Annotated in this window: 26 protein-coding genes; 11 read left to right on the top strand and 15 right to left on the bottom strand. The window is 70.9% G+C overall.

All coding sequences use genetic code 11. The features are described 5' to 3' along the window. Positions 1-1,384: 1,384 nt before the first annotated feature. Positions 1,385-2,599 carry a phosphoserine phosphatase SerB gene (gene serB, locus ABZT02_RS24655; RefSeq protein WP_356020678.1) on the top strand — a complete coding sequence of 405 codons (1,215 nt, stop codon included), beginning with the start codon at positions 1,385-1,387 and terminating at the stop codon, positions 2,597-2,599. A 96-nt stretch (positions 2,600-2,695) separates the two neighbouring features. On the opposite strand, the gene ABZT02_RS24650 is transcribed toward serB, so the two are convergent. The 4 genes from ABZT02_RS24650 to ABZT02_RS24635 all read right to left on the bottom strand — a co-directional run bounded on the left by ABZT02_RS24650 (position 2,696) and on the right by ABZT02_RS24635 (position 5,173). After that, a complete protein-coding gene (locus ABZT02_RS24650; RefSeq protein WP_356020676.1) occupies positions 2,696-3,214 on the bottom strand; it encodes a histidine phosphatase family protein in 519 nt (172 codons plus the stop codon). A gap of 65 nt (positions 3,215-3,279) precedes the next feature. Beyond that, positions 3,280-3,486 (bottom strand): hypothetical protein, encoded by a 207-nt coding sequence (locus ABZT02_RS24645; RefSeq protein WP_355735620.1) that lies wholly within the window; start codon positions 3,484-3,486, stop codon positions 3,280-3,282. A 175-nt stretch (positions 3,487-3,661) separates the two neighbouring features. Beyond that, positions 3,662-3,778, bottom strand: a complete 117-nt coding sequence (locus ABZT02_RS24640) for an SGM_5486 family transporter-associated protein (RefSeq protein WP_086023195.1) — start codon at positions 3,776-3,778, stop codon at positions 3,662-3,664. A gap of 48 nt (positions 3,779-3,826) precedes the next feature. Then, complete coding sequence (locus tag ABZT02_RS24635; RefSeq protein ID WP_356020674.1) at positions 3,827-5,173, bottom strand: CynX/NimT family MFS transporter; 1,347 nt, start codon at positions 5,171-5,173, stop codon at positions 3,827-3,829. Positions 5,174-5,243: 70 nt separating this feature from the next. Between ABZT02_RS24635 and ABZT02_RS24630 the strand changes: the two genes are divergently transcribed. Beyond that, positions 5,244-5,939, top strand: coding sequence for a FadR/GntR family transcriptional regulator (locus ABZT02_RS24630; RefSeq protein ID WP_356020672.1), 696 nt, complete (start codon positions 5,244-5,246; stop codon positions 5,937-5,939). On the opposite strand, the gene ABZT02_RS24625 is transcribed toward ABZT02_RS24630, so the two are convergent. The 3 genes from ABZT02_RS24625 to fabG all read right to left on the bottom strand — a co-directional run bounded on the left by ABZT02_RS24625 (position 5,914) and on the right by fabG (position 7,919). Further along, positions 5,914-6,267 (bottom strand): hypothetical protein, encoded by a 354-nt coding sequence (locus ABZT02_RS24625; RefSeq protein ID WP_356020670.1) that lies wholly within the window; start codon positions 6,265-6,267, stop codon positions 5,914-5,916. The genes ABZT02_RS24630 and ABZT02_RS24625 overlap by 26 nt on opposite strands. Positions 6,268-6,426: 159 nt before the next feature. Further along, a complete protein-coding gene (gene fabI / locus ABZT02_RS24620) occupies positions 6,427-7,194 on the bottom strand; it encodes an enoyl-ACP reductase FabI (RefSeq protein ID WP_352390410.1) in 768 nt (255 codons plus the stop codon). 5 nt (positions 7,195-7,199) lie between these two features. Then, entirely contained in the window at positions 7,200-7,919 is a 720-nt protein-coding gene (fabG, locus tag ABZT02_RS24615) for a 3-oxoacyl-[acyl-carrier-protein] reductase (protein ID WP_356020666.1), read from the bottom strand. A 249-nt stretch (positions 7,920-8,168) separates the two neighbouring features. Here fabG and ABZT02_RS24610 point away from each other — a divergent pair, with 249 nt between their 5' ends. From ABZT02_RS24610 to tyrS, 3 genes are read left to right on the top strand one after another with little or no spacing between them, the layout of a single operon-like run. Continuing rightward, entirely contained in the window at positions 8,169-9,692 is a 1,524-nt protein-coding gene (locus tag ABZT02_RS24610) for a TldD/PmbA family protein (protein ID WP_356020664.1), read from the top strand. Then, entirely contained in the window at positions 9,689-11,083 is a 1,395-nt protein-coding gene (locus ABZT02_RS24605; protein WP_356020662.1) for a metallopeptidase TldD-related protein, read from the top strand. The genes ABZT02_RS24610 and ABZT02_RS24605 overlap by 4 nt, the downstream gene beginning before the upstream one ends. Positions 11,084-11,140: 57 nt before the next feature. Next, complete coding sequence (gene tyrS, locus ABZT02_RS24600; RefSeq protein ID WP_356020659.1) at positions 11,141-12,409, top strand: tyrosine--tRNA ligase; 1,269 nt, start codon at positions 11,141-11,143, stop codon at positions 12,407-12,409. A 62-nt stretch (positions 12,410-12,471) separates the two neighbouring features. Here the strand turns inward: tyrS and ABZT02_RS24595 are convergent, their stop codons facing one another. Further along, complete coding sequence (locus ABZT02_RS24595; protein WP_356020657.1) at positions 12,472-12,750, bottom strand: GlsB/YeaQ/YmgE family stress response membrane protein; 279 nt, start codon at positions 12,748-12,750, stop codon at positions 12,472-12,474. A gap of 246 nt (positions 12,751-12,996) precedes the next feature. On the opposite strand from ABZT02_RS24595, the gene ABZT02_RS24590 reads away from it, so the two are divergent. Both ABZT02_RS24590 and ABZT02_RS24585 read left to right on the top strand, forming a co-directional pair. Then, positions 12,997-13,395: a DUF3099 domain-containing protein gene (locus ABZT02_RS24590; RefSeq protein ID WP_356020655.1), complete on the top strand. Its 399-nt coding sequence runs from the start codon at positions 12,997-12,999 to the stop codon at positions 13,393-13,395. Positions 13,396-13,585: 190 nt separating this feature from the next. After that, complete coding sequence (locus tag ABZT02_RS24585; RefSeq protein ID WP_356020653.1) at positions 13,586-13,804, top strand: hypothetical protein; 219 nt, start codon at positions 13,586-13,588, stop codon at positions 13,802-13,804. Here the strand turns inward: ABZT02_RS24585 and moaA are convergent. The 3 genes from moaA to ABZT02_RS24570 form a co-directional block, all read right to left on the bottom strand. Then, positions 13,801-14,790 (bottom strand): GTP 3',8-cyclase MoaA, encoded by a 990-nt coding sequence (gene moaA, locus ABZT02_RS24580; RefSeq protein ID WP_356020651.1) that lies wholly within the window; start codon positions 14,788-14,790, stop codon positions 13,801-13,803. The genes ABZT02_RS24585 and moaA overlap by 4 nt on opposite strands. Positions 14,791-14,945: 155 nt before the next feature. Further along, a complete protein-coding gene (locus tag ABZT02_RS24575) occupies positions 14,946-16,565 on the bottom strand; it encodes a cation acetate symporter (RefSeq protein WP_356020649.1) in 1,620 nt (539 codons plus the stop codon). Beyond that, a complete protein-coding gene (locus ABZT02_RS24570; RefSeq protein WP_356020646.1) occupies positions 16,562-16,918 on the bottom strand; it encodes a DUF485 domain-containing protein in 357 nt (118 codons plus the stop codon). Before ABZT02_RS24570 ends, ABZT02_RS24575 begins: the two co-directional genes overlap by 4 nt. A gap of 252 nt (positions 16,919-17,170) precedes the next feature. Here ABZT02_RS24570 and ABZT02_RS24565 point away from each other — a divergent pair, with 252 nt between their 5' ends. The 4 genes from ABZT02_RS24565 to ABZT02_RS24550 all read left to right on the top strand — a co-directional run bounded on the left by ABZT02_RS24565 (position 17,171) and on the right by ABZT02_RS24550 (position 22,894). Next, complete coding sequence (locus ABZT02_RS24565; protein WP_356020644.1) at positions 17,171-18,736, top strand: S8 family serine peptidase; 1,566 nt, start codon at positions 17,171-17,173, stop codon at positions 18,734-18,736. 83 nt (positions 18,737-18,819) lie between these two features. Next, positions 18,820-20,382 carry a S8 family serine peptidase gene (locus ABZT02_RS24560; protein ID WP_356020642.1) on the top strand — a complete coding sequence of 521 codons (1,563 nt, stop codon included), beginning with the start codon at positions 18,820-18,822 and terminating at the stop codon, positions 20,380-20,382. 61 nt (positions 20,383-20,443) lie between these two features. Then, complete coding sequence (locus tag ABZT02_RS24555) at positions 20,444-21,775, top strand: CoA transferase (protein ID WP_356020640.1); 1,332 nt, start codon at positions 20,444-20,446, stop codon at positions 21,773-21,775. A 111-nt stretch (positions 21,776-21,886) separates the two neighbouring features. Beyond that, on the top strand, positions 21,887-22,894 hold the full coding sequence (locus ABZT02_RS24550) for a CopD family protein (RefSeq protein WP_356020638.1): 1,008 nt from the start codon (positions 21,887-21,889) through the stop codon (positions 22,892-22,894). 17 nt (positions 22,895-22,911) lie between these two features. On the opposite strand, the gene ABZT02_RS24545 is transcribed toward ABZT02_RS24550, so the two are convergent. From ABZT02_RS24545 to ABZT02_RS24530, 4 genes are all read right to left on the bottom strand, one after another. After that, positions 22,912-23,955, bottom strand: coding sequence for a zinc-dependent alcohol dehydrogenase family protein (locus ABZT02_RS24545; protein ID WP_356020636.1), 1,044 nt, complete (start codon positions 23,953-23,955; stop codon positions 22,912-22,914). Between the two features lie 36 nt (positions 23,956-23,991). Next, a complete protein-coding gene (locus ABZT02_RS24540) occupies positions 23,992-24,693 on the bottom strand; it encodes a lysoplasmalogenase (protein WP_356020634.1) in 702 nt (233 codons plus the stop codon). Further along, positions 24,690-25,556: a sterol desaturase family protein gene (locus tag ABZT02_RS24535; protein WP_356020633.1), complete on the bottom strand. Its 867-nt coding sequence runs from the start codon at positions 25,554-25,556 to the stop codon at positions 24,690-24,692. Before ABZT02_RS24535 ends, ABZT02_RS24540 begins: the two co-directional genes overlap by 4 nt. Before the next feature lie 143 nt (positions 25,557-25,699). After that, the gene (locus ABZT02_RS24530; RefSeq protein WP_356020631.1) at positions 25,700-26,428 is read right to left on the bottom strand and encodes a VIT family protein; all 729 of its coding nucleotides are present in this window, start codon (positions 26,426-26,428) and stop codon (positions 25,700-25,702) included. Positions 26,429-26,502 lie beyond the last annotated feature (74 nt).

Below are 26,502 nucleotides of genomic sequence, written 5' to 3'. Positions count from 1 at the left end.
TCGGGGGCGGGAACGGGTTCAGCGGCGACGTCGGGAGCGGGTCGGGGGGCGACGTCGGGAGCGGTGGGGGTGCAGGGGGCTGGGCTTGCTGGGGATCAGTTGTATGCGGGTGGGGGCGGGCCGTATGAGCGAGGGGCCGGGCCTTATGGGGGTGGGGCTTATGGAGGTGGGGCTTATGGAGGTGGGGCTTATGGAGGTGGGGCTTATGGGGGCGCAGGTGAGGCCTCCGGGGGCGACCGGGGATACGGGGGCGGGTCCGATTCGTACGGCGAGAGTGCGTCGCGGTCGTACGAAGGCGGGGTGGGGTCGTATGACGGTGGGTCGCAGCCGTATGAGGGTGGGGCGGGGTCGCCTGGTGGTGAGGCGCGGGACTATCCCGGTGAGGCGGGGTGGCCCGGTGGCGAAGCGCGGTCACAGAGCGGTGAGGCCGGGGCCCCTCGCGGTGGAGCCGGTGCGCGCGGCGGTGAGGCGGAGTCGTGGAGCGCCGGGGCCGGAACCAGCCGCGGTGAGGCCGGGCCGTACGTGCCCGGTGCGCCTTATCGGCCGCCCAATCCGGCCACGAACCCGTACCTGCGGGTCCCGGACGAGTTGCGAGAGCCGGAGGATACGCGGCCCGGTGGTGAAGGTGGGCGAGCGCCGGGGGACGAGTGGCGTGGGTCGGGTCGTGAGGGGGGCGGGCGCGGGTCGCGCGGTGAGGATCGTTGGGGGGAGCAGGGGCCGGAGAGCGGCGGACGTGGGGGCCGCCGTGAGAGCCGTGGAGGGGATCCGGGGCCGGAGGGCTCCGGAGCGTCGGGCGGGGGGTGGCGTGGCGAGGGGCCGCCTGGGCAGAGGCCGCGATCGTCCGGCGGGTACGGGCAGGAGGAGGGGCCGGAGGGCAGCGGTCGGCCTCCTGAGGAGAGCGCGCCTGACGGTTCATGGCCGCCCGACAACGACAGCGTCTACGGCGCCCCGACGATGGCCCGCCCGATCGACCAGCCCCCTCGCTCACCGCAACGACCTCCCAGGCAGCGGCCCGGCGCCCGGCGCCCGCCCTCCGGGGACGAGGGGCGGCAATCGCCACCACCGCCTCCTCCTCCCCCGCCTCCCTCGCCACCCCCGCCGCCCGGGAAGCCGAAGGGGCGGCGCTGATCCGGCACGGGACGCAGGGCTCTGCCGGAGGGGCTGAGCCGATGCCGGCGTGGGTTCGAGGAGGACGGATGGTACGGACCGTACGGCGCCGCCGCCGGGCATGCGTGAGCCGATGCGACCCCGCCCCGGGCCCACCGCAGTGCACCCTTGTCCCGCCCGTAAGGATCTCGCCACCCTCTCGACACCGAGTGTTCCGTGTCCGTCAGACGGACCGCGGGAGCGGAAGGCACTGGGTGCCGGATACGGTGGGAACACCATGAGCGCTGAGCAGACCTCGTTCTCCGACGTCCCCACCCTTCTCGTCAAGATCTTCGGGAAGGACAGGCCGGGCATCACGGCCGGCCTCTTCGACACCCTCGCCGCCTACTCCGTCGACGTGGTCGACATCGAGCAGGTCGTCACGCGTGGCCGAATGGTGCTGTGCGCGCTCGTGACCGCGCCGCCGCGCGCGCTGGAGGGCGATCTGCGGGCGACCGTCCACAGCTGGGCCGAGTCGATCAAAATGCAGGCGGAGATCATCTCCGGCCTCGGCGACAACCGGCCGCGAGGACTGGGACGTTCCCTGGTCACCGTGCTCGGTCACCCGCTCACCGCGGAGGCCACCGCCGCGATCGCCGCCAAGATCGCCAAGGCGGGCGGCAACATCGACCGTATCTTCCGGCTGGCCAAGTACCCGGTCACGGCCGTCGAGTTCGCGGTGTCCGGCGTGGAGACGGAGCCACTGCGCACCGCCCTGGTGACGGACGCCGCCAAGCTCGGCGTGGACGTGGCCGTCGTCGCCGCCGGTCTGCATCGCAGGGCCCAGCGGCTCGTCGTCATGGATGTGGACTCCACGCTCATCCAGGACGAGGTGATCGAGCTCTTCGCCGCGCACGCCGGCTGCGAGGACGAGGTCGCCGAGGTGACCGCGGCCGCGATGCGGGGCGAGCTGGACTTCGAGCAGTCGCTGCACGCGCGCGTGGCGCTGCTGGAGGGGCTGGACGCCTCGGTCGTCGACAAGGTGCGTTCCGAAGTACGGCTGACGCCGGGCGCGCGCACCCTCATCCGTACGCTGAAGCGGCTCGGCTTCCAAGTCGGTGTCGTCTCGGGCGGATTCACCCAGGTCACCGATGACCTGCAGGACCGGCTGGGGCTGGACTTCGCCCAGGCGAACACCCTGGAGATCGTCGACGGGAAGCTGACGGGCCGGGTCACCGGGGAGATCGTGGACCGCGCGGGCAAGGCGCGGCTGCTGCGCCGGTTCGCCGCCGAGGCGGGGGTGCCGCTGTCCCAGACGGTGGCGATCGGCGACGGTGCCAACGACCTGGACATGCTGAACGCGGCCGGGCTCGGGGTCGCCTTCAACGCCAAGCCGGTGGTGCGGGAGGCCGCGCACACCGCGGTGAACGTGCCCTTCCTCGACACGGTGCTGTACCTGCTGGGCGTCACCCGCGAAGAGGTCGAGGCGGCGGACGCGCACGAGGAGGACTGACCCCGACGAGGGATCGGCAGGACGACGGCACGGCAGGGGCCCGGCACCACCACGGTGCCGGGCCCCTGCCGTGCCTCAGACACGTGGCGGTCGTCGTCAGTCGGTCGGCGCCCAGTAGTCGACGAGGGTGGCCACCCCGGGCTCCAGGGCCTTCCAGGGGCCGCTGAACGTCAGGACGGCGAAGGCTGCGGCGGGGAAGCCGCGGCCGCTCATCCGCTGGCGTGCGTCCCCTTCGGCGGCGCCCGCGAGGACGTCGGCGAGGCCCTGCACTCCTGGGTTGTGACCGATCAGGACGGCGTTGTGCACGTCGTCCGGTGTCTCGTTCAGCACCGCGATCAGCTCGCCGGGAGAGGCCTCATAGATCCTCTCCTCGTAGACCGTTTTCGGCCGGTGCGGGAACTCCTGCACGGCGAGCTTCCAGGTCTCACGGGTCCGGGTCGCGGTGGAGCAGAGGGCCAGGTCGAAGGGGATACCGGAGTCGACCAGCCGTAGCCCGGCTTCCGCCGCCTCTTTTCGGCCCCGGTCGGCGAGCGGCCGCTCATGGTCGGTCACCTGTGGCCAGTCGGCTTTCGCATGCCGGAAAAGGACAATCCTGCGGGGATCTGCGACGCTCATGGGATCCAGCTTCGCATGAAACAGGCCATGGGGCGCAGGGAGTTGGCGGGCGGCTTCGCGGGTCCTCAGCGCGTGATGAGTTGCTGCACGCGCTCCAGGAACTGGGTGACCACAGGGTCGCCGGAGGCCGCGTGCGCGTCGGAGGGGTTGAGGATGAGCGCCAGGAGGACGACGAAGGCGAGCGTCGGCAGTGCGAGCGCCCACCAGGGCAGCCTGATGTCGACGCCGCCCCGGGACGCCGGGTGGGGCGGGGTGTGCGTAGGGGCCGACATGAATGCCTCCGCGGGTCCTCGAGTCCTGCGTGCTCCGCTTCTCGCGGTCACATCTCGAAGTTACGGAACCGGGGGCCCTCAACCCATCCGGTGATCCACCCAGTTGACCCTGACACTCGCCCCCTAGGGGACAGGGGGTTAACCCCACCGTCGCACCGGGGAGCGGGTGGCCGGGTCAGGGCGAGGCGATCGTCGCGATGATCGCGATGATGACGAAGATGGCGAAGAACGAGCCGAAGACCAGCAGCATCTTCTTCTGGCCGTTCTGGGGGTTCGGGTCGAGCACTGGCATACGGCCAGTCTCGCACCCCGGCCTCTTACCAAGCCTGCCGGGGTGACGTCAGCGGGCCGCCTCTTCCTCCACCGTACGGTCGCGGCCCGCGAGCACACCGACCGCCATCTGCGGGATCATCAGGCCGATCATGAGGGCGATCGGCAGGCCCCAGCCGCCGCTGTGCTGGTAGAGCACGCCCACCAGGAGCGGTCCGGGGATGGAGATCAGATAGCCGGTGCTCTGCGCGAACGCGGACAGCTGGGCGACGCCCGCCCCGGTCCTGGCGCGCATCCCGACCATGGTGAGGGCCAGCGGGAAGGCGCAGTTGGAGATGCCCAGCAGGACGGCCCAGGCCCAGGCGCCGGCGGCGGGGGCGAGGTACAAGCCGGCGTATCCGGCGAGTCCGCAGACACCGAGCGCGATCACGATCGGGCCCTGGTGCGGCAGCCGGGTCGCCATGCGCGGGATGACGAAGGCCAGCGGGACGCCCATCACCATGGTGACGGCCAACAGCAGCCCGGCCGTGCTCGCGGGCACGCCCGCGTCCCGGAAGATCTGCGCCATCCAGCCCATGGTGATGTAGGCGGCGGTGGCCTGGAGCCCGAAGAAGACCGCGAGCGCCCACGCGGTCCGGCTCCGGGTGATCCGCAGCACGGGCGGCTCCACGCGTGCGTGCACGTGCCGGACGGGTCCAGCGCCCTCCACACGCGTGCGTACGCTCGACTCCGCCTTCGGCTGCGTCGACGCGGGCTCCCGGTCCCGTACGAGCGGAATCCACGGCAGTACGGCCGCCGCGGCCAGGCCCGCCCACACCGCGAGCCCGGACTGCCAGTTCCCGCCCAGCGCCTCGGTCACCGGAACGGTCACGGCGGCCGCCGACGCGGTGCCGAGGGCCAGGGCCATCGAGTACAGGCCGGTCATGGAGCCGACCCGGTCCGGGAACCAGCGCTTGACGATGACCGGCATCAGGACGTTGCTGACGGCGATGCCCATGAGGGTGAGGGCGCTGGCGGCCAGGAAGCCCGCGGTGGAGCCGGTGTACGGCCGTATGAGCAGGCCCGCGGTGATGGCGACCATGCCCGCGCACACCACCGCGCCCGCGCCGAAGCGGCGGGCCAGGCGGGGGGCCGTGACGCCGAAGACGGCGAAGCACAGCGGGGGTACCGAGGTGAGCAGGCCGGCCATGCTGCCGCTCATGCCGAGTCCGTCGCGCACCTCTTCGAGGAGGGCGCCGAGGCTGGTGATGGCGGGGCGGAGGTTGAGGGCGGACAGCACGATGCCGACGACGACCAGGCGCACCGCCCACGCGCGCGTGGCCGGCACCAGGGGTCCTTCTCCGGACGGGGTCGCGGAACCGCGTGCGCTCGGTGACTTCACTGTCCGGGTTTCCTCGCTCGCCATGCCCCCCATCATAGAATCATGGGATGATTGGTTGTCCATCCCCGGGTCGTCCGCTGCCGTCCCGCCCGTGCGAAGGTGTGCCATGCCCCTGAGCCATCCGCGTCGCTCGGCGCTGTCCGAGCAGGTCATCGCCGCGCTGCGTACCCAGATCACCTCGGGCGAGTGGCCGGTCGGCTCCCGGATCCCGACGGAGCCCGAGCTGGTCGAGCAGCTGGGGGTCGCCCGCAACACCGTCCGCGAGGCCGTCCGGGCGCTCGCGCACAACGGTCTGCTGGCCATCCGCCAGGGCTCCGGGACGTACGTCGTGGCGACCAGTGAGCTGGCGGGCGTGATGCACCGCAGGTTCGCCGACGCGGACCCCCGGCACATCGCCGAGCTGCGCTCCACGCTGGAGTCGTCCGCTGCGCGGCTGGCCGCCGAGCGGCGCACCGAGAAGGACCTCAAGCAGCTCGACGCGCTCCTGGTGCGGCGCGAGGAGGCCTGGGAGTCGGGCGACGCGGAGGCCTTCGTGACGGCGGACACCACCTTCCACCTGGCCGTGGTGGCCGCCTCGCACAACGACGTGATGACCGAGATGTACGCGGATCTCGGCGAGGTGCTGCGGGACTGGCTGCGCGAGGACGTCGGCGAGGAGCTGACCCCGGAGACGTACATGGACCACACCCGGCTCGTCGACGCGATCCGCGCCGGTGACGCGGCGACGGCCGGCGAGGAGGCGGCCGGCTACCCCTTCCTGTGCCGTCCGGGACGGTTCAGCGCGCCAGCTTCCGGTGGCTGACCCACACCGAGCGGACCTCTTTCCAGCACCGGCCGGTCAGCCGCACGGTCTGCGCGGGCCCCACCTCGACCTCGGCACCGTCGGTGTCGAGGTCCCACCAGCGGTCGCACTCGATGTGCAGGCGGACGCCGTCGGTGCGCGGATAGGGGTTGTGGCAGTAGGTGGTCACACGGGAGCCGGTGACCCGACTGCGGCAGGAGGCTCCGAACAGCTCCGAAGCCTTGGCTCCGGGCGCTTCCACGCGTGGGTGCGACATCGCTTCGTACGACAGGGACATCACGAGACAGACGGCTGCGGTCACTGAGGCCAGACTGCGGGACAGGCGCACAAGGGGACCTCCTCGGCCGTGCTGGGGAGGAATCGCGGGTAACGCGTAATCCAGGGTGCCCAGTTGTGGCTGGTGCGCGCCCGGCCTGGTGGGCCGAACGGGTGAGGGCCCGCACCTGTGACAGGTGCGGGCCCTCAGCAGAAGTGCCGCAGCGTTTTGTCAGGCGCCGATCGCGTGCAGGCCGCCGTCCACGTGGATGATCTCGCCCGTGGTCTTCGGGAACCAGTCGCTCAGCAGCGCGACGATGCCCTTGCCGGCCGGCTCCGGGTCCTTGAGGTCCCACTCCAGCGGGGAGCGGTTGTCCCACACGGCGGCCAGGTCGCTGAAGCCCGGGATGGACTTGGCGGCCATGGAGGCGAGCGGGCCGGCGGAGATGAGGTTGCAGCGGATGTTCTGCTTGCCCAGGTCACGGGCGACGTAGCGGCTGGTGGCCTCCAGGGCGGCCTTGGCCGGGCCCATCCAGTCGTACTGCGGCCAGGCGTACTGCGCGTCGAAGGTGAGGCCGACGACCGAGCCGCCGTTCTGCATCAGCGGCAGACAGGCCATGGTGAGCGACTTCAGGGAGTACGCCGAGACGTGCATGGCGGTGGCCACGGACTCGAACGGCGTGTTCAGGAAGTTGCCGCCGAGCGCGTCCTGGGGCGCGAAGCCGATGGAGTGCACGACGCCGTCGAGGCCGCCGAGCTCCTCGCCGACCAGGTCGGCCAGTCGGCCGAGGTGCTCGTCGTTGGTGACGTCGAGCTCGATGACCTTGGTGGGCTTGGGGAGCTTCCTGGCGATGCGCTCGGTCAGCGTGGGCCGCGGGAACGCGGTCAGGATGATCTCGGCGCCCTGCTCCTGGGCCAGCTTGGCGGCGTGGAAGGCGATGGAGGACTCCATCAGCACACCGGTGATCAGGACGCGCTTGCCCTCGAGAATTCCGCTCATGGTGTTCAGTGACCCATTCCCAGTCCGCCGTCAACGGGGATGACGGCTCCAGTGATGTACGAGGCGTCGTCCGAGGCCAGGAACCGCACCGTCGCGGCGACCTCCTCGGGCTGCGCGTAACGACCGAGCGGCACCTGCTTCACGATGCCCTCACGCTGCTCGTCGGTGAGCACCTTGGTCATGTCGGTGTCGACGAAGCCGGGCGCGACGACGTTGAAGGTGATGTTGCGCGAGCCCAGCTCACGGGCGAGCGAGCGCGCGAAGCCGACCAGGGCGGCCTTGGAGGCGGCGTAGTTGGACTGGCCGGGGCCGCCGTAGAGGCCGACGACCGAGGAGATCAGGACGACCCGGCCCTTCTTGGCGCGCAGCATGCCGCGGTTGGCGCGCTTGACCACGCGGAAGGTGCCGGTGAGGTTGGTGTCGACGACCGAGGTGAAGTCCTCCTCGGACATCCGCATCAGCAGCTGGTCCTTGGTGATGCCGGCGTTGGCGATCAGCACCTCGACCGGGCCGTGCTGGGCCTCGATCTCCTTGTAGGCCTGCTCCACCTGCTCGGTGTCGGTGATGTCGCACTTGACGGCCAGGCAGCCCAATTCCGTCAGGGCGGCCGGCGGCTCGCCCGAGCGGTACGTGATGGCGACCTTGTCGCCGGCGTCGGCGAACGCGCGGGCGATGGCGAGGCCGATGCCCCGGTTGCCTCCGGTGACGAGAACCGAGCGGCTCAACGGATCACCCTTTCCATAGGGGTCTGACACACCCGCCCGAACACCCTGGATGGCAGGCGGCTTCTCCGAAAACCTATCGGGCCGCTCCCGCCGGAGGACATTCGGGCACCGACAGTGGCTTACGGGACTCGCTGTCGGGTCCCTACAGAAAGATGCCGGCAGCGGTCCCAAACGTGTGGTCCGCGCACCGGTCGCCGCGACATGATCGGAGCAGCCGTCGCTCACGTCACCCGACAGGAAGAGACCCAGGTGCCTCATACGATCGACGAAGCCTTCACAGCGCTTCCCCTACGTGCCCTCGCCGACGCCGCGCTGGCACGCGCGCGTGCGCTCGGCGCCGAGCACGCGGACTTCCGGTTCGAGCGGGTGCGCAGCGCGTCCTGGCGGCTGCGGGACGCCAAGCCCTCCGGGTCCTCGGACACCACCGACCTCGGGTACGCGGTGCGGGTCGTGCACGGCGGCACCTGGGGCTTCGCGTCGGGCGTGGACCTGACGCTGGACGCGGCCGCCAAGGTCGCCTCGCAGGCCGTCGCCATGGCGAAGCTGTCCGCCCAGGTGATCCGGGCGGCCGGGTCCGACGAGCGCGTCGAGCTGGCCGACGAGCCCGTGCACGCCGACCGCACCTGGATCTCGTCGTACGAGATCGATCCGTTCACCGTGCCCGACGAGGAGAAGACGGCGCTGCTCGCGGACTGGAGCGCGCGGCTGCTGGGGGCGAGCGGGGTCAACCACGTCGACGCCTCGCTGCTCACCGTGCACGAGAACAAGTTCTACGCCGACACCGAGGGCACGGTGACCACGCAGCAGCGGGTCCGGCTGCACCCGCAGCTGACCGCCGTCTCGGTGGACGAGTCCAGCGGTGAGTTCGACTCCATGCGGACCATCGCGCCGCCGGTCGGACGCGGCTGGGAGTACCTCACGGGCACCGGCTGGGACTGGGAGAGCGAGCTGGAGCAGATCCCGGAGCTGCTCGCCGAGAAGATGCGGGCGCCCAGCGTCGAGTCGGGCCTGTACGACCTCGTCGTCGACCCGTCCAACCTCTGGCTGACCATCCACGAGTCCATCGGCCACGCCACCGAGCTGGACCGCGCGCTCGGCTATGAGGCCGCCTACGCCGGGACCTCCTTCGCCACCTTCGACCAGCTCGGCAAGCTGCGCTACGGCTCCGAGCTGATGAACGTCACCGGTGACCGCACCGCCGAGCACGGCCTCGCGACCATCGGCTACGACGACGAGGGCGTCGAGGGCCAGTCCTGGAACCTGGTGAAGGACGGCACCCTCGTCGGCTACCAGCTGGACCGGCGGATCGCGAAGCTGACCGGGTTCGAGCGGTCCAACGGGTGCGCCTACGCCGACTCCCCCGGGCATGTGCCGGTGCAGCGCATGGCCAACGTGTCGTTGCAGCCGGATCCGGCCGGGATGTCGACGGAGGACCTGATCGGCAGCGTGGACCGCGGCATCTACGTCGTCGGCGACCGGTCCTGGTCGATCGACATGCAGCGCTACAACTTCCAGTTCACCGGCCAGCGGTTCTTCAGGATCGAGAACGGGCGGATCACCGGGCAGCTGCGGGACGTCGCCTACCAGGCGACCACCACCGACTTCTGGGGCTCGATGGCCGCGGTGGGCGGCCCGGGGACCTATGTCCTCGGCGGCGCCTTCAACTGCGGCAAGGCCCAGCCGGGCCAGGTCGCGGCCGTGTCGCACGGCTGCCCGTCGGCCCTCTTCAAGGGCGTCAACATTCTGAACACCACGCAGGAGGCCGGTCGATGAGCCCGCGTACCAACAAGCCGCACGAGATCGTCGAGCAGGCGCTCGCGCTGTCGCGGGCCGACGGCTGTGTCGTGATCGCCGACGAGCAGTCGACGGCCAACCTGCGTTGGGCGGGCAACGCGCTCACCACGAACGGCGTCACGCGCGGGCGCACGCTCACGGTCGTCGCGACCGTCGACGGCAAGGAGGGCACCGCCTCCGGTGTGGTCTCCCGGTCCGCGGTGACCGCGGACGAGCTGGAGCCGCTGGTGCGGGCCGCCGAGGCCGCCGCGCGCGGTGCCGGGCCCGCCGAGGACGCCCAGCCGCTGGTCACGGGCGTACCGGAGTCCCCGGACTTCACGGACGCGCCCGCCGAGACCTCCTCGGCGGTCTTCGCCGACTTCGCTCCGGCACTCGGCGAGTCCTTCGCCCGCGCGCGTGCGGGCGGCCGCGAGCTGTACGGCTTCGCCAACCACGAGCTCGTCTCGACGTACCTGGGCACCTCCACCGGGCTGCGGCTGCGCCACGACCAGCCCAACGGCACGCTGGAGCTCAACGCCAAGTCGCCGGACCGGACCCGCTCGGCCTGGGCCGGACGCTCCACGCGGGACTTCAAGGACGTCGACCCGGCGGCGCTGGACGCGGAGCTCGCCGTACGCCTCGGATGGGCCGAGCGGCGCATCGCGCTGCCCGCGGGGCGGTACGAGACGCTGCTGCCGCCGACCGCGGTCGCCGACCTGCTGATCTACCAGCTGTGGTCGGCTTCGGGCCGGGACGCGGCCGAGGGGCGGACGGTGTTCTCCAAGCCCGGGGGCGGCACCCGGGTCGGCGAGCGGCTGACCGAGCTGCCGCTGACCCTGCGCAGCGACCCGAACGAGCCCGGCCTGGAATCCGCGCCCTTCGTGATCGCGCACTCCTCCGGGGGCGACCAGTCGGTGTTCGACAACGGTCTGCCGGTCGCGGCCACCGACTGGATCCGCGAGGGCGAGCTGGCGCATCTGATGACCACCCGGCACGGCGCGGGCCTGACCGGGCTGCCCGTCGCCCCGGCGGCCGGCAACCTCGTCCTCGACGGCGGCTCGGACTCCTCCCTGGAGGAGATGGTCGCGAACACCACGCGCGGACTGCTGCTGACCTGCCTCTGGTACATCCGCGAGGTCGACCCGGCCACGCTGCTGCTGACCGGGCTGACCCGGGACGGTGTGTACCTCGTCGAGAACGGCGAGGTGACCGGCGAGGTCAACAACTTCCGGTTCAACGAGTCGCCGGTCGGCCTGCTGGGGCGGGCGACGCAGGCGGGGCGGACGGAGAAGACGCTGCCGAGGGAGTGGAGCGACTACTTCACCAGGGCCGCGATGCCGGCGCTGCGGGTGCCGGATTTCAATATGAGTTCTGTCAGTCAGGGCGTATAACCTCGTAGCCGGTAGTCACTCGACTGCCCGAGGACCTTTCGAGGAGATACGAGAACCGTGACGGACATCGTCGACGAGCTGAAGTGGCGGGGCCTGTGGGCCCTGTCCACTGACGAGGACGCTTTGCGCAAGGCGCTCGCGGACGGTCCCGTCACCTTCTATTGCGGTTTCGACCCCACGGCGGCCAGCCTGCACGTCGGTCACCTGGTGCAGGTCCTCACCATGCGCCGGCTCCAGCAGGCCGGTCTGCGCCCGCTGGCGCTGGTGGGCGGGGCGACCGGCCAGATCGGCGACCCGCGCCCCACGGCGGAGCGCACGCTGAACGACCCGGAGACGGTCGCGAACTGGGTGACCCGGCTGCGCGCCCAGATCGAGCCGTTCCTGTCCTTCGAGGGCGAGAACGCCGCGGTCATGGTGAACAACCTGGACTGGACGGCCGGGATGTCGGCCATCGAGTTCCTGCGGGACATCGGCAAGCACTTCCGCGTCAACAAGATGCTCACCAAGGACTCGGTCGCGCGCCGGCTGGAGTCCCAGGAAGGCATCAGTTACACCGAGTTCAGCTACCAGCTGCTCCAGGGCATGGACTTCCTGGAGCTGTACCGGCGGCACGGCTGCACGCTCCAGCAGGGCGGCAGCGACCAGTGGGGCAACCTCACGGCGGGGCTCGACCTGATCCACCGGCTGGAGCCCGACGCCTCGGTGCACTGTCTGGCGACGCCGTTGATGGTCAAGGCGGACGGCACCAAGTTCGGCAAGACCGAGGGCGGCGCCGTCTGGCTCGACCCGGAGATGACGACGCCGTACGCGTTCTACCAGTTCTGGCTGAACGTGGACGACCGGGACATCTCGACGTACCTGCGCATCCTGTCCTTCAGGTCCCGCGAGGAGCTCGAGGAGCTGGAGAAGCAGACCGAGGAGCGGCCGCAGGCCCGGGCCGCGCAGCGGGCGCTGGCCGAGGAGCTGACGACGCTGGTGCACGGCGCCGACCAGACGGAGGCCGTGATCGCCGCGAGCCGTGCTCTGTTCGGGCAGGGCGAGCTGACGGGTCTCGACGAGCGGACGCTGACCGCCGCGCTCTCGGAGGTGCCGCACATCCAGGTCTCCGAGCTCGGTGCCGTGGTGGATCTGTTCGCCGAGGTCGGACTCGTGGCCAGCAAGTCGGCCGCGCGGCGGACGGTGAAGGAGGGCGGCGCCTACGTGAACAACGTCAAGGTCGCGGCCGAGGACGCCGTTCCCGCCAAGGAGGACCTGCTGCACGGTCGCTGGCTGGTGCTGCGCCGGGGCAAGAAGAACCTGGCCGCGGTCGAGGTCACGTCCGCGTAGGTCTCGGCACGACGAAGGGGGCGCCGCTCCTCGCGGAGGGCGCCCCCTTCGTCGTACGGCTCTCAGACCCGATGTTTCCGCTTGCCCAGCGTCGCCATGTAGAGCATGTCGCCGACGGCGACGATGATGATCGCGGCGATGAGCTGGAAGGCGTGGCGGCTCCAGTCGATGCCGGGCGTCTCGTCCACGCCGAACCCGCGCGCCATGGCGTTGCCGGCGATGGCGCCGAGCATGCCGAAGATGGTGGTCAGCCAGAGGGGACTGTGCTGTTTGCCGGGGATGATCGCCTTCGCGATCAGGCCGAGCACGAATCCCACGATGATGGCCCACAACCAGCCCATGGCTGCCTCCTCGTACGGCTCTACGTGAGCATTACCGCCAGTGTCGGTCCGTTCGCACTACGCCGCATGTCGGATACGGCCGTACGTGCCGGGGATGAGGCCGTCCGCCCGGGCGGGAGGTGCCCCGGTCTCGTAGGCGGCGCAGGCGCGGCGTACCGTGGAAGCTGTCCGGGCCCGGTACCTCCACCGGGTACGGAACCGATGCGGAGCCGGGAGCAGTCCGATGCGGGCGGATGGTGGAATGTGATGCGGAAGCAGCATGGCGGCGGCAGCGCCCAGGTGTTCCGGATCACCGGGGCCCGGACGAGCCTGCAGGAGGACGTGCGCGGACGTCAGCGCCGGTACGTCATCTCGATGACGGTCCGTACGGTGTCGGTGGTGCTCGCGGCCACCCTCTGGAACGTCGAACGGCACGTCGCGATCGTGGCGCTGGTGCTGGGGGCGGTTCTGCCCTATATCGCCGTCGTCATCGCCAACGCGGGGCGGGAGAACGCGCCTTCGCTGCCGTCGACCTTCGTGACCGTGCCGACCCGGCCGATGATCATGCCGCCGCGCGCCGAGGACGACTTCGCGGAACCCGCGCCGGAAGGCGGTACGGGCGGAGCGACGGCAGGTCCCCGGGGTGAACCACGCGAGCGGACGTGACAAGTCTGCTCGGCACCAAGCTCAAGAAAAGCTCAGATCAATCATGTTGTTCCGGTGCCGGGCCAAGGGTTACCCGTGACATACTTCGTACGCGCTCCGCATCCCCCGTCGGAGCGACAGACCGACGCCGGGCAGCTCCCCCCGTGGCTGCTCGGCGTCGCCTTTTCCCCTCGCTTGTGAGACGAAATCCGTGAGTGACGAGACCCCGATCTGCTCCGCGAAGGGCTGCCGTGCCGACGCCGTGTGGGTGCTCGCGTGGAACAACCCGAAGATCCACACGCCGGAGCGGCGGAAGACGTGGCTGGCCTGTGAGGAGCACCGGGAGCAGCTGTCGCAGTTCCTCGGGGTGCGAGGCTTCCTCAAGGACGTCGTGAAGTTCGAGGACTGGCGGGCCCCCGAAGGGGCCTAGCCGCCGATCGCGGACATCGGCCGGTCCGGCTGGACGAACGTCGGGTCGTCCAGGCCCGCGCCGGCCTTCTTGCCCCACATCGCCTCGCGCCAGATACGGGCGATCTCGTCGTCGCCGGCGTCGGAGCGCAGTGCTGCTCGAAGGTCGGTCTCCTCGCGGGCGAACAGGCAGGTGCGTATCTGGCCGTCGGCGGTGAGGCGGGTGCGGTCGCAGGCCGCGCAGAACGGACGGGTGACCGAGGCGATGACGCCGACGACATGCGGGCCGCCGTCGACCAGCCAGCGCTCCGCGGGGGCCGAGCCGCGCTTCTCCGCCCCCTCCTCGGTGAGGTCGAAGCGGGTGCGCAGGGAGGTCAGGATGTCCCCGGCGGTGATCATGCCGTCGCGCTTCCAGCCGTGCTGGGCGTCGAGCGGCATCTGCTCGATGAAGCGCAGTTCGTAGTCGTGCTCCACGGCCCAGGCCAGCAGGTCGGGGGCCTCGTCCTCGTTGAGCCCCGGCATCAGGACGGAGTTCACCTTGACGGGGGTCAGGCCCGCCTCGCGGGCGGCGTCCAGGCCCTCCAGGACGTCCTTGTGACGGTCGCGGCGGGTGAGGGTCTTGAAGACGTCCGGACGGAGGGTGTCGAGGGAGACGTTGACCCGGTCCAGGCCCGCCGCCTTGAGAGCGGCGGCGGTGCGCTTGAGGCCGATGCCGTTCGTCGTCAGGGACATCTGGGGGCGCGGTTCCAGGGCCGCCACCCGCTCCACGATGCCGACCAGGCCCGGGCGCAGCAGGGGCTCACCGCCGGTGAAACGGACCTCCTCGATACCGAGGGAGGTGACGGCGATGTCGATCAGGCGGACGATCTCGTCGTCGGTGAGCAGGTCCGGCTTGGCCAGCCACTGCAGGCCCTCTTCCGGCATGCAGTAGGTGCATCGCAGATTGCACCGGTCGGTCAGCGAGACGCGCAGGTCGGTGGCCACCCGGCCAAAGGTGTCGATGAGCACGTGGGCCCCCTCCCTCGTCGCGGATCAGTGCGGGATCCATCGTTTCCGTCACTTGCGAGCCTACGTGACGTCACTGACATCGACAGGGCCCGATCCCACGACGTACGAAGCGGCCGCCTCGTAGAGATCTACGAGGCGGCCGCGGCAGTGGTGTGTCAGTGGGCGCCGGTGCCGGTCAGCGACCGGACCTCCAGCTCCGCGTACTTGCCCTTGTCCGGCTCCTCCTTGGAGAGGTAGGTGCCGAGGATGCCGAGCAGGAAGCCGACCGGGATCGAGATGATGCCCGGGTTCTCCAGCGGGAACCAGTGGAAGTCGACGTCCGGGAACATCGAGCTGGGCTTGCCGGAGACGACCGGTGAGAACAGCACCAGGCCGACGGCTGTGACGAGGCCGCCGTAGATCGACCACAGGGCGCCGCTGGTGGTGAACCGCTTCCAGAAGAGGCTGTAGATGATCGTCGGCAGGTTCGCGGAGGCGGCGACCGCGAAGGCGAGGGCGACGAGGCCGGCGACGTTGAGGTCGCGAGCCAGGGCGCCCAGCAGGATGGAGACCGCGCCGATGCCGACGGTCGCCCAGCGGGCCGCGCTCATCTCCTGCTTCTCGGTGGCCTGCCCCCGCTTGATGACGTTCGCGTAGATGTCGTGCGCGAAGGACGAGGACGAGGCCAGGGTCAGTCCGGCGACGACCGCGAGGATGGTGGCGAAGGCGACCGCCGAGATGGTGGCCAGCAGGATGGCGCCCCAGTTGGAGTCGACGCCGCCGAGGTGCAGGGCCAGCAGTGGTGCCGCCGTGTTGCCCGCCTTGTTGGAGGCGATGATCTCGTCCGGCTTGATGAGGGCCGCGGCGCCGAAGCCGAGGGCGAGGGTCATCAGGTAGAAGGCGCCGATGAGGCCGATGGCCCAGATGACCGACTTACGGGCGGCCTTGGCGGTGGGCACCGTGTAGAAGCGGATCAGGATGTGCGGCAGGCCGGCGGTACCGAGGACCAGGGCGATGCCGAGCGAGATGAAGTCCAGCTTGGTGGTGCCGGTGGCGCCGTACTTCAGGCCCGGCTCCAGGAAGGCCGCGCCCTTGCCGCTGTTGTCGGCGGCGGAGCCCAGCAGGTCGGAGATGTTGAAGTCGAACTTCAGCAGGACCAGGAAGGTCAGCAGCAGAGCGCCCGCGATCAGGAGGACGGCCTTGACCATCTGGACCCAGGTGGTGCCCTTCATGCCGCCGATGGTGACGTACACGATCATGAGGACGCCGACCAGGGCGACGACGCCGATCTTGCCCGCGTCGCTGGTGATGCCGAGGAGCAGGGAGACCAGGACACCCGCGCCCGCCATCTGGGCCAGCAGGTAGAAGATCGAGACCACGATGGTGGAGGTGCCGGCCGCTGTACGGACCGGTCGTTGGCGCATCCGGTACGCGAGGACGTCGCCCATCGTGTAGCGGCCGGAGTTGCGCAGCGGTTCGGCGACCAGGAGCAGGGCGACGAGCCAGGCGACCAGGAAGCCGACGGAGTACAGGAAGCCGTCGTAGCCGAAGAGGGCGATGGCGCCCGCGATGCCGAGGAAGGAGGCGGCGGACATGTAGTCGCCGGAGACGGCGAGGCCGTTCTGGAAACCGGTGAACTGCCGTCCGCCCGCGTAGAAGTCGGAGGCGTCCTTGGTCTGCCGTCCGGCCCAGACCGTGATGACGAGGGTCGCGAGGACGAAGACCGCGAACAGGCTGATGATCAGCGGGCGGTGCTCGCTGGCCTCGCCGGCCGCCAGGGTGATCGCGGGGCTCATGCGCCGCCCTCCATCCGGGACTTGATCGCGTCGGCCTTGGGGTCGAAGCGGGCGGCAGCGGTCCGCGCGTACCACCAGGCGATGAGGAACGTGGTGAGGAACTGACCGAGGCCCAGGACCAGAGCGACGTTGATGTTGCCGACGACCTTGGTGCCCATGAAGTCGCCCGCGTAGTTGGACAACAGGACGTACAGCAGGTACCAGGCGATGAAGCCGACGGTCAGCGGAAAGGCGAAGGAGCGGTAGGAGCGGCGCAGTTCACCGAACTCCGCGCTCTCCTGCACCTCGGTGAACTCCTCGGTGGTGGGGAGTTTGTGCGTCTCTTTCGAGGGTGGCGGTGCGTCGGTGGCCACGGAGTCTCCTCGCGTTGCGGTGCGGTTGTGACGGGGATCGGGGGCGAGTGTCCTCGCGTTCCCTGTTCAAGGTCACGGCGCCGCGCTGGCACCGGTTCAACTCGCTTTGCTTCTTTCCGAACTCGTCTTGGGGAAGTCATTGCTGGCCAGCGACTTCGGGAGATAGCTTCGGCCTGCAGCACCCGTCATGTACCTGCCCGAGCGACACCTGTGTCTCGGGCCGGTTTCGTTTCCGGATGATGTGGAGACCCCATGTCCCAGCCGCGTTCCGGACGTGCGAGACGTTCGAGACGTTCGATACGTTCAAAACACAGCGTCGCGCTCGCCGTGCCCGTCGTGCTGTCCCTCACGGCCTCGCTCGGCTTCCTGCCCTCGGCCGCCTCGGCCGCGCCCTCCGTGCAGGCCACGGCTCGGGCCGCGGACGCGACGAACCTGTCGTACGTCGTCAACACCAAGGTGGACCACCGCACGATCGCGTCGGTGAAGAAGGCGATAGCGGCGGCCGGCGGCACTGTCGTGATCGCGTACGAGAAGATCGGCGTGATCGTCGTCCACTCCTCCGCGCCGGACTTCGCCCAGAAGATCCGCACGATGCGCGGGGTGCAGTCGGCCGGCGCCACCCGCACCTCGGCGTTGACACCGGCGGCCACGACGGACGAGGGCGCGGTCCAACTCCTGTCGGACGCGCAGGCCGCGAAGGTCGCGAAGGCCTCGGCCGCCGCGCCGGAGAGCGAGCCGCTCGAGGCCGACCAGTGGGACCTGCGCGCGATAGGCGCCGACAAGGCCGCCAAGATCAACCCCGGCAGCCGCAAGGTGACCGTCGCCGTGATCGACACCGGCGTCGACGACACCCACCCCGACATCGCGCCGAACTTCTCCGCCTCCCAGTCCGCCAACTGCGACGGCGGTGTCCCGGACACCAGCCCGGGCGCCTGGCGGCCGTACACCGCGGACGACTACCACGGCACGCATGTCGCCGGTGAGATAGCCGCGGCCCGCAACGGCATCGGCGTGGCCGGGGTCGCGCCCGGCGTGAAGGTGTCGGCCATCAACGTGACCGACCGCAGCAACGGCCTCTTCTACCCGGAGAGCGTCGTGTGCGCGTTCGTGTTCGCCGCCGACCACGGCGTCGAGATCACGAACAACAGCTACTACGTTGATCCGTGGCTGTACAACTGCATGGACGACCCCGATCAGCGGGCCATTGTTGATTCGGTCAACAGGGCGCAGTTGTACGCCCAGAGGAAGGGCACGCTCAGCCTGGCGTCGGCGGGCAACTCCAACCACGACCTGGACTCCGACGCGATCGTCGACGCCTCCAGCCCCGACGACTCCACCGCGGTGGAGCGCACCGTCGACCCGCACGAGTGCTTCGACGTACCGACACAGCTGCCGGGTGTCGTCACGGTCAGCGCGACGGGCGTCAAGAACCTCAAGTCGTACTACTCCTCGTACGGCAAGGGCGTCATCGATGTCGCGGCGCCCGGTGGCGACCGGCTCTACCAGATCCCGGACACGCCGTCGCAGAACGGCCGCATCCTGTCCACCCTGCCGAACGGCGAGTACGGCTTCCTGCAGGGCACCTCGATGGCCTCGCCGCACGCCGCGGGCGTCGCCGCGCTGCTGAAATCGACGCACCCGAAGGCGAGCCCGGCCCAGCTGCAGGCGCTGCTGAAGGCGCAGGCGGACGCCACGAGCTGCCCGGCCTCGTACGACCAGGACGGCGACGGCACGCAGGACGCGGTGTGCGAGGGCGGCACCCGGGCCAACGGGTTCTACGGCTTCGGCATCGTCAACGCGCTGCGCGCGGTCAAGTGACGCACCCGGCAAGAGACTTCGCCCGACCCGGCACCACCCGCACGGACCACCTGTACCGAGAACGAACTGGAGAGATTCTCATCATGACTGGGCCCCACCCGCGCTATCGGCGCACGCTCGCGATCCCGCTCGGTATGGCCATCGCGACGGCCATGGCGTTCCTGCCGGGCGCCACGGCGTCCGCGACCGACCTGTCCGGCACCGCCGCCGGTGCCACCGGTGCCGTCAGTGACGTCCTCGCCGCCGCCGCGGACGGGACGGCGCTCAGCTACGTCGTCAACGTCCGTCCCGGGCACGGTCCTTCCGCCCAGGTGAAGAAGGCCATCGCGAAGGCCGGCGGCACGATCGTGACGTCGTACGACCGGATCGGCGTGATCGTCGTCCACTCGTCGAACCCCGACTTCGCCAGGACGATCCGCAAGGTCCGCGGGGTCGAGTCGGCGGGCAACACGCGCAACGCGCCGCTGCCCGCGCAGTCGACGACCGACGAGGGGACGCCCAAGGCGCTCAGTTCGGCGCAGATGGCCGCCGCGCGGTCCGCCGCCGACGCGGGCCAGGACCCGTTGGAGTCGTTGCAGTGGGACCTGCCCGCCATCAAGGCGGACAAGGCGCACGAGAAGTCGCTCGGCAGCAGCAAGGTGACCGTCGCCGTGATCGACACCGGCGTGGACGACACCCACCCGGACCTCGCGCCCAACTTCGACCGGGCCGCCTCGGTCAACTGCGTGACGGGCAAGCCGGACACCACCGACGGGGCGTGGCGGCCGAGCGCCGAGGAGAGCCCGCACGGCACCCACGTGGCCGGTGAGATCGCGGCCGCCAAGAACGGCGTCGGCATGACGGGCGTGGCGCCCGGGGTGAAGGTGGCGGGCATCAAGGTGTCGACCACCGCCGGCTACTTCTACACGGAGGCCGTGGTCTGCGGCTTCATGTGGGCGGCCACGCACGGCGTCGACGTCACCAACAACAGCTATTACACCGACCCGTGGTACTTCAACTGCACCGACGACCCGGACCAGAAGGCCCTGGTGGAAGCGGTCACCCGGGCCTCGCGGTACGCGGAGAAGCGGGGCGTGGTCAACGTCGCCGCGGCCGGCAACGAGAACTACGACCTCGCGGCCGACGAGATCACCGACCCGGTCTCGCCGAACGACGGGACGCCCTCGGACCGGGTGATCGACCCGTCGGAGTGCTTCGACATACCGACCCAGCTGCCGGGTGTCGTGACGGTCGCGTCGACCGGCGCCAAGGGCATCAAGTCGTCGTTCTCCAACTACGGCCTGGGCACCATCGACGTCGCCGCGCCCGGCGGTGACTCGACGGCCTACCAGACGCCCGCGCCGCCCGCGACCAGCGGTCTGATCCTGGGCACGTTGCCCGGCGGCAAGTGGGGCTACATGGCCGGTACGTCGATGGCCTCGCCGCACGCCGCTGCCGTGGCGGCCCTGATCAAGTCGACGCACCCGTACGCCCCGCCGGCCCTGGTGAAGGCGCTGCTGTACGCCGAGGCCGACGCCACGCCGTGCACGGACCCGTACGACATCAACGGCGACGGCAAGGTCGACGCGGTGTGCGAGGGGGCCAAGAACCGCAACGGCTTCTACGGCTGGGGCACCGTGGACGCTCTCGACGCGGTGACGAAGTAGCGGTGCGGGACGATCAAGGCTCCGCCATATATTGATTGAGTCAATACTGCATAGTGCAGTCATGACTGGAATCAAGTTTGTGGTGCGGGAGGGCGCTCTCCAGGGGCGCCTTCCCGTGCAGAGGCTGGCGCGGGCCTGTGTGGCCGAGTGCGCGCCGGCCGCCGCCGGACTCGCGGCGCGGCGGGCGGGACTCGCCGAGGTGCCGACGGCACGGGTGGACGACGGGGCGGTCGCCACCGCTTTCCTGAGCGAGCGCCACCTGTTGATCAATGGTCGCGCACCGGTCAACTTCGCACCGCTGTCCCGGTTCTGGCGGACGGCGGACGGGTGGGTGCGGACGCACGCGAACTACCCGCACCACCGGGCGCGGCTGCTCGACGCGCTGGGGGTACCGGAGGACGCGGCGGCCGTCGAAGCGGCCCTCGCCGAGCGGTCCGCCCTGGACGTCGAGGAAGCGGTGTACGCGGCCGGAGGTCTCGCCGTCGCCCTGCGTTCGCCCGCCAAGTGGGCGGCACATCCGCAGGCGGCCGAGGTGGCAAAGCGACCACTGGTCGAGCGGGAGCGACTGGACACGGCACGCGTGCGTGCCTTCGCGCCGATCGGCACCTCTCCCCTGCTGCCGGCCGCAGGACTGCGCGTCCTGGATCTCACACGGGTGCTCGCGGGCCCGGTCGCCACCCGCACCCTCGCCCTGCTCGGCGCGGACGTCCTGCGCCTGGACGCGCCCTGGCTTCCCGAACTGCCGGACCAGCACGCCGACACCGGCCTCGGGAAACGGTCGGCCACGCTGGACCTGACCACCGACCGGCAGACCTTCGAGGAGCTGCTCGCGGCGGCGGACGTGGTCGTCACCGGGTACCGGCCGGGCGCGCTGGACCGGTTCGGGCTGTCCGCCGAGGCGCTGGCGGAGCGGCGGCCCGGGGTGGTCGTCGCGCAGTTGTCGGCGTGGGGCGCGTACGGGCCCTGGCGGGAGCGGCGGGGCTTCGACAGCCTCGTACAGGCGGCCACCGGGATCGCGGTGCTGGAGGGTTCGGCGGAGCGGCCGGGCGCGCTGCCCGCGCAGGCCCTCGACCACGGCACGGGCTATCTGCTGGCGGCAGCCGTGTTGCGGGCGCTGACCGAGCAGTCATACGAGGGCGGCAGCCGGTTCGTGCGGCTGGCACTCGCGCGGACGGCCCTGTGGCTGACGGACGGCGTGGACGGTACGGACGACATGGCCACGGAGGATGCCGGGAGCGGCTCCTACGACGGTCCCGGGCCCTGGTTGTCGGAGACGGACAGCGCTCTCGGACGGCTGCGGTACGCGCTGTCGCCGGTCGCCTTCGAGGGCGGCCCGGTGGACTGGGGCCGGCCGCCGGTGCCATGGGGCACGGATACCGCGCGCTGGCACTGAGCGGGCCTGAACCGACAGCGGCACCGGAAACGAACGTATGAGTGGAATGCCGCACCCCCACTTGTTTCCGTGCAGTTGCCCGGTTCTGTCCGTTGTGGTCAGGATCGTACGGTGACCTTGACAAGACCCACCTCCGAGGTGACCGGCGCGAGCGGCCCCCCGCGGCGTCCCGGCACCGGTCGGGCGGTCGCCGTCCTCGTCCTGGCGGTACTGGCCCTGGCGATACCGTTGTTCGGGCCGTCCGCCGCGCTGCACGGCACCGGGGAGGCCGCCGCGCCCGGGGCCGGCGGGGTGGCCCTGCTACGGACGGTGCTCTTCGCAGCCTTGTGTGTGCCGCTGGGCGAGCTGTTCGTGCGCCGACTGGCCCGCTCGGTGCCCGGCGCTCCCCAGGACGCACCGCGCTCCTGGGCTCCCTACGCGGCCGGCGCCGGTTTCGTCGCCGCGCTGGGCCTGGCGTCGGTCGTGGCGACGGGCGATCTGGTGCCCCACGGCCTCTCCGAGATCGACGTCGGCGGCCTGTACGCGTCACGCGACGGCCAGTCGGCCCTGTTGGAGGTCAACGCGTTCCTGGTGGCCGCTCTGTGCGCCCGTTCGGGCCGCCCGGCCGTCCAGGTGTGGCCCCTGTCCGCCGTGGTGGTGGCGGAGGCCCTGCGCGCGCATCCCGCGACCGAGCACAGTCCACTGGTCGGCTCCGGGCTCACGGTGGTTCACCTGACGTGCGCGGCGCTGTGGGCGGGCGGGCTCCTGCAGGTGCTGCGGACGCTGCGCCGCTGGGGCTCAGCGGAGCCTGGCGCGGCGCTGCTCGGGCGCTACGCGCGCGTGGCGGCCGTTCTGCTCGCCGCCGTCTCCGCGACCGGTGTGTGGAGTTCGCTGCGCCGGATGCCGCCCGGCACGATCCTGGAGCAGCTGACGGACACGGCGTACGGGCGCACCCTGCTCGCCAAGGTGCTCCTCGTGGCGGTCGTCGCCGCGCTCGCCCTGTGGGCCCGGACCCGGCTGCGCCGCGCCCCCGACCCGCTGACCGCCTGTGCCCCCGCGCGCGTGGAGGTCGTCGCCCTGGGGCTGGTGGTCGGGGTGTCGGGGCTGCTGACGGCGCTGCCGCTGCCGATCCGCTGGTGAAAGCCGCTCGGTGCGCGTCAGTTGGTGACGAGGACCTTGAGCGCGGTGCGCTCGTCCATCGCCTTGTAGCCGTCGGGGACGCCCTCCAGGCCGACGGTCATGTCGAAGACGGGTGAGGCGTCGACGGTGCCGTCCAGGACGTCGGGGAGCAGTTCGGGGATGTAGGCGCGGACCGGCGCGACCCCGCCGCGCAGCGCGATGTTGCGGTCGAACAGGACGCCGAGGTCGACGCCCGTGCCGCTGCCGTGCGGCACGCCGACGAAGCCGATGGCGCCGCCGTCGCGGGTGATACCGACAGCCGTACGCATGGACTGTTCGGTGCCGACGGCCTCGACGACGGCGTGTGCGCCCTGACCGCAGGTGAGTTCGCGGACGGCCTCGACGGCCGCGTCCCCGCGCTCGGCGACGACGTCCGTGGCACCGAAGCGGCGCGCGATGTCGGTGCGGACCTGGTGGCGGCCCAGGGCGATGATCCGCTCGGCCCCGAGCCGCTTGGCGGCGAGCACCGCGCACAGGCCGACGGCCCCGTCACCGACGACGGCGACCGTGGCACCCGGGCGGGCTCCGGCGCCGAGGGCCGCGTGGTGTCCGGTGCCCAGGACGTCGGAGAGGGTCAACAGGGAGGACAGCAGCCGGTCGTCGGAGGCCGCCTCCTTGGGCAGCCGTACGAGGGTGCCGTCGGCGAAGGGGACGCGGACGGCTTCGCCCTGGCCGCCGTCGTAGCCGACGGAACCCCAGAACCCACCGTGCTCGCAGGAGGTGGTCAGGCCCTCGCGGCAGTAGTCGCAGACGCCGTCGGACCACATGAAGGGCGCGACGACGAGGTCACCCCGCCTGAGGGTGGCGACCTCGGAGCCGGTCTCCTCCACGACGCCGAGGAACTCGTGGCCGATCCGTTGCCCCGCCTGCCGGGCCGCCTCGCCGCGGTAGGCCCACAGGTCGCTGCCGCAGATGCAGGCGCGCAGCACCCGGAGCACGGCGTCGGTGGGCAGCTGCACCACGGGCTCGGGCACGTCCTCCACCCGCATGTCGTAGGGGGCGTGGATGGTGGTGGCGCGCATGGCGAGGGTCCTTCTCGTGCGAGGTCGTGGCGGCGCTCAGGGGGTGGTCGAGCGCATCTCACCGTACGTCGCCATCGGTCCCGGGCGCGCTTCGAGGGCTCGGAGTGTGCCACCGGCCAGCAGGAACTGCGCGGCGACATACGTGAGCATGATCCAGAAATCGGGTCGCGGGAGTGGGGGCCGGTCGGCGACGCCGGTCGCGATGAGGGTGTCCGAGAGGAGGAAGAGCGCGCCGCCGACTCCGGTGAGCGCCCCGAACCGCACGGCCGACGCGCACGCCATCGCCGTGAGCAGCACGCTGTAGCCGGCGACGGGCACGCGCAGTCCGGCGGGCAGGTGCGGCCACAGGGCGACGACGGTGACGACGAGGGCGGTGGCGTAGGCGGGCGCGAGGAGTCCGACCCGCGCGCGGGGGCTGCCGTACGTCTGGAAGAGCGCGAGGTAGCAGACGTGGCCGGCCGCGAAGGAGGCCATGCCGGCGAGAAAGGCGGGGTCGGCGTCGGACAGCAGCAGGACGTCACCGGCCCAGCCGCACAGAAGGGCGCCGAGCAGGAGCCGGGGCGCCCCGGACACGACGCAGTACGCGGCGAGGAGGGGCATCAGGAGGGGTTTGGCGACGCTGTGGCCCGGGGTGAAGCCGGTGGCCAGGGAGGTGAGGTCGACGGCGGCGACAAGGACGAACACCGCGAGGACTGCGCGGGGGATGCGGCGGTTGCCGTACGCGCTCGGAATTCTCACGCGGGCACGGTCTCCTCGGCCGTCTCCGGTAGCGGTGCCGGTGCCCAGCCGGGCCCCCTGAAGACCCGTCCCGCCCGCTCGCGCCAACTCCGTGCCTTCTTGACGTCCTTGATGATCGCTACGTACTCATGGGTGGCCACCTTGACCGGGTTGAACGTGTTGATGTTCTTGGTCAACCCGTAGACGGGTCGTTCGGTCTCGGCGACGAACGAGCCGAAGAGCCGGTCCCAGACGATGAGGATCCCGCCGAAGTTGCGGTCCAGGTAGCCGCCCTGGGACGCGTGGTGGACGCGGTGGTGGGAGGGGGTGTTGAACACGAACTCGAACCAGCGGGGCATCTTGTCGATGCGTTCGGTGTGGATCCAGAACTGGTACACGAGGTTCGCGGAGGAGCAGAAGGCGAGCGCGGCCGGGTGGACGCCGGCGGCGACGAGGGGGACGTAGAACGGCCAGACGGTCAGGGTCGTCCAGGGCTGGCGCAGCGCGGTGGTGAGGTTGAACTTCCGGCTGGAGTGGTGGACGACGTGGCAGGCCCACAGGATGCGGATGACGTGGTGACCGCGGTGGGACCAGTAGTAGAAGAAGTCCTGCCCGAGCAACATCAGGGGGATGGTCCACCACAGGACGGGGACGCGGAGCGGCGTGAGTTCGTGGATCGCCGTGTAGGTCGCGACGATCGGGATCTTCCAGAGGAAGTCGAAGACGAGGCTGCCGAGTCCCATGCCGATGCTGGTGGCGGCGTCCTTCGTCTCGTAGCCGGCCGCGTCCTCATCGGGATGGATGCGGACGCTGATGATTTCGATGACGGTGAGCAGCACGAAGGCGGGGATGGACCAGACCACGACGTCGGGGAGGTTCGGCATGCGAGCACCGTAGAACCGCCGGTGAGGCACGGCTAGACGTTGTTACCCACAAGTATTAACGGTGGTACGCGCTTGCTTCTTGGCGATCTCCGCCAACGGGTGCCGGCGGCGGGAGGAACGGGTGCAGTTGCTGTGCCGGGGCGTCAACCGACCCCCGCCGCCCCCAACAACACCCCCACCCCGTACGTGACGCCCATCGCCAAGACCCCGCCCCCCACATTGCGCATCACCGCCCGCCCGGCGTCCGCCGCCCCCAGTCGTGCGCTGCTCCACCCCGTCAGCATCAGGGCCGCCACCACCGACACCACGGTCACCGGCACCCGCCATCCCGGCGGGGGCAGCACGATGGCGAGCAGCGGCAGCAGTGCTCCCGCCGTGAACGCCAGGAAGCTCGCCCAGGCCGCGTGCCAGGGGTTCGTCAGTTCGTCCGGGTCGATGCCGAGCTCCACGCGTGCGTGCGCCCGGAGCGCGTCACGTTCCGTCAGTTGTTCCGCCGCCTCACGGGCCACGTCACGGGACAGGCCGCGTTCCTGGAGAAGCTCCGTCAACTCCTCGAGCTCCGCCTCGGGCTGTTCGCGAAGTTCCCGCTTCTCCACAGCCAACGCGGCCATCTCGGAGTCGCGCTGGGTCGACACGGACACGTACTCCCCGGCCGCCATGGACATCGAGCCGGCCAGCAGCCCCGCCAGACCCGCCGTCAGCAACGCCGCGCGGTCGCTCGTCGCGCCGGCCACGCCGACGACGAGACCCGCCGTCGAGACGATGCCGTCGTTCGCGCCGAGTACGGCCGCGCGCAGCCAGTTGAGGCGGGTGCCGAGCCCACCGCCGTGCGCCTCGCCGTGCGCCGGTCCGCTCACACCCTCTTCGGTCATCCCCGGAGGATCGCACCCCGGTCGTCTCGAGCCCGGTACCGACGCCGTCGTGAGGGACTGTCAGTCGCGGCCCG

The sequence above is a fragment of the Streptomyces sp. NPDC005402 genome, from assembly GCF_040606575.1.
In the GTDB taxonomy this organism is placed as follows: domain Bacteria; phylum Actinomycetota; class Actinomycetes; order Streptomycetales; family Streptomycetaceae; genus Streptomyces.
Note: the sequence above shows the minus strand (reverse complement) of the source record. Positions and strands in the feature narration are given on the sequence as shown.

Coding starts and splice junctions, on each gene's coding strand:
- serB (WP_356020678.1), top strand. CDS start 1,385: ATGAGCGCTGAGCAGACCTCGTTCTCCGACGTCCCCACCCTTCTCGTC.
- ABZT02_RS24650 (WP_356020676.1), bottom strand. CDS start 3,214: ATGAGCGTCGCAGATCCCCGCAGGATTGTCCTTTTCCGGCATGCGAAA.
- ABZT02_RS24645 (WP_355735620.1), bottom strand. CDS start 3,486: ATGTCGGCCCCTACGCACACCCCGCCCCACCCGGCGTCCCGGGGCGGC.
- ABZT02_RS24640 (WP_086023195.1), bottom strand. CDS start 3,778: ATGCCAGTGCTCGACCCGAACCCCCAGAACGGCCAGAAGAAGATGCTG.
- ABZT02_RS24635 (WP_356020674.1), bottom strand. CDS start 5,173: ATGATGGGGGGCATGGCGAGCGAGGAAACCCGGACAGTGAAGTCACCG.
- ABZT02_RS24630 (WP_356020672.1), top strand. CDS start 5,244: ATGCCCCTGAGCCATCCGCGTCGCTCGGCGCTGTCCGAGCAGGTCATC.
- fabI (WP_352390410.1), bottom strand. CDS start 7,194: ATGAGCGGAATTCTCGAGGGCAAGCGCGTCCTGATCACCGGTGTGCTG.
- ABZT02_RS24605 (WP_356020662.1), top strand. CDS start 9,689: ATGAGCCCGCGTACCAACAAGCCGCACGAGATCGTCGAGCAGGCGCTC.
- ABZT02_RS24595 (WP_356020657.1), bottom strand. CDS start 12,750: ATGGGCTGGTTGTGGGCCATCATCGTGGGATTCGTGCTCGGCCTGATC.
- ABZT02_RS24590 (WP_356020655.1), top strand. CDS start 12,997: ATGCGGAAGCAGCATGGCGGCGGCAGCGCCCAGGTGTTCCGGATCACC.
- ABZT02_RS24575 (WP_356020649.1), bottom strand. CDS start 16,565: ATGAGCCCCGCGATCACCCTGGCGGCCGGCGAGGCCAGCGAGCACCGC.
- ABZT02_RS24565 (WP_356020644.1), top strand. CDS start 17,171: ATGTCCCAGCCGCGTTCCGGACGTGCGAGACGTTCGAGACGTTCGATA.
- ABZT02_RS24560 (WP_356020642.1), top strand. CDS start 18,820: ATGACTGGGCCCCACCCGCGCTATCGGCGCACGCTCGCGATCCCGCTC.
- ABZT02_RS24555 (WP_356020640.1), top strand. CDS start 20,444: ATGACTGGAATCAAGTTTGTGGTGCGGGAGGGCGCTCTCCAGGGGCGC.
- ABZT02_RS24545 (WP_356020636.1), bottom strand. CDS start 23,955: ATGCGCGCCACCACCATCCACGCCCCCTACGACATGCGGGTGGAGGAC.
- ABZT02_RS24535 (WP_356020633.1), bottom strand. CDS start 25,556: ATGCCGAACCTCCCCGACGTCGTGGTCTGGTCCATCCCCGCCTTCGTG.
- ABZT02_RS24530 (WP_356020631.1), bottom strand. CDS start 26,428: ATGACCGAAGAGGGTGTGAGCGGACCGGCGCACGGCGAGGCGCACGGC.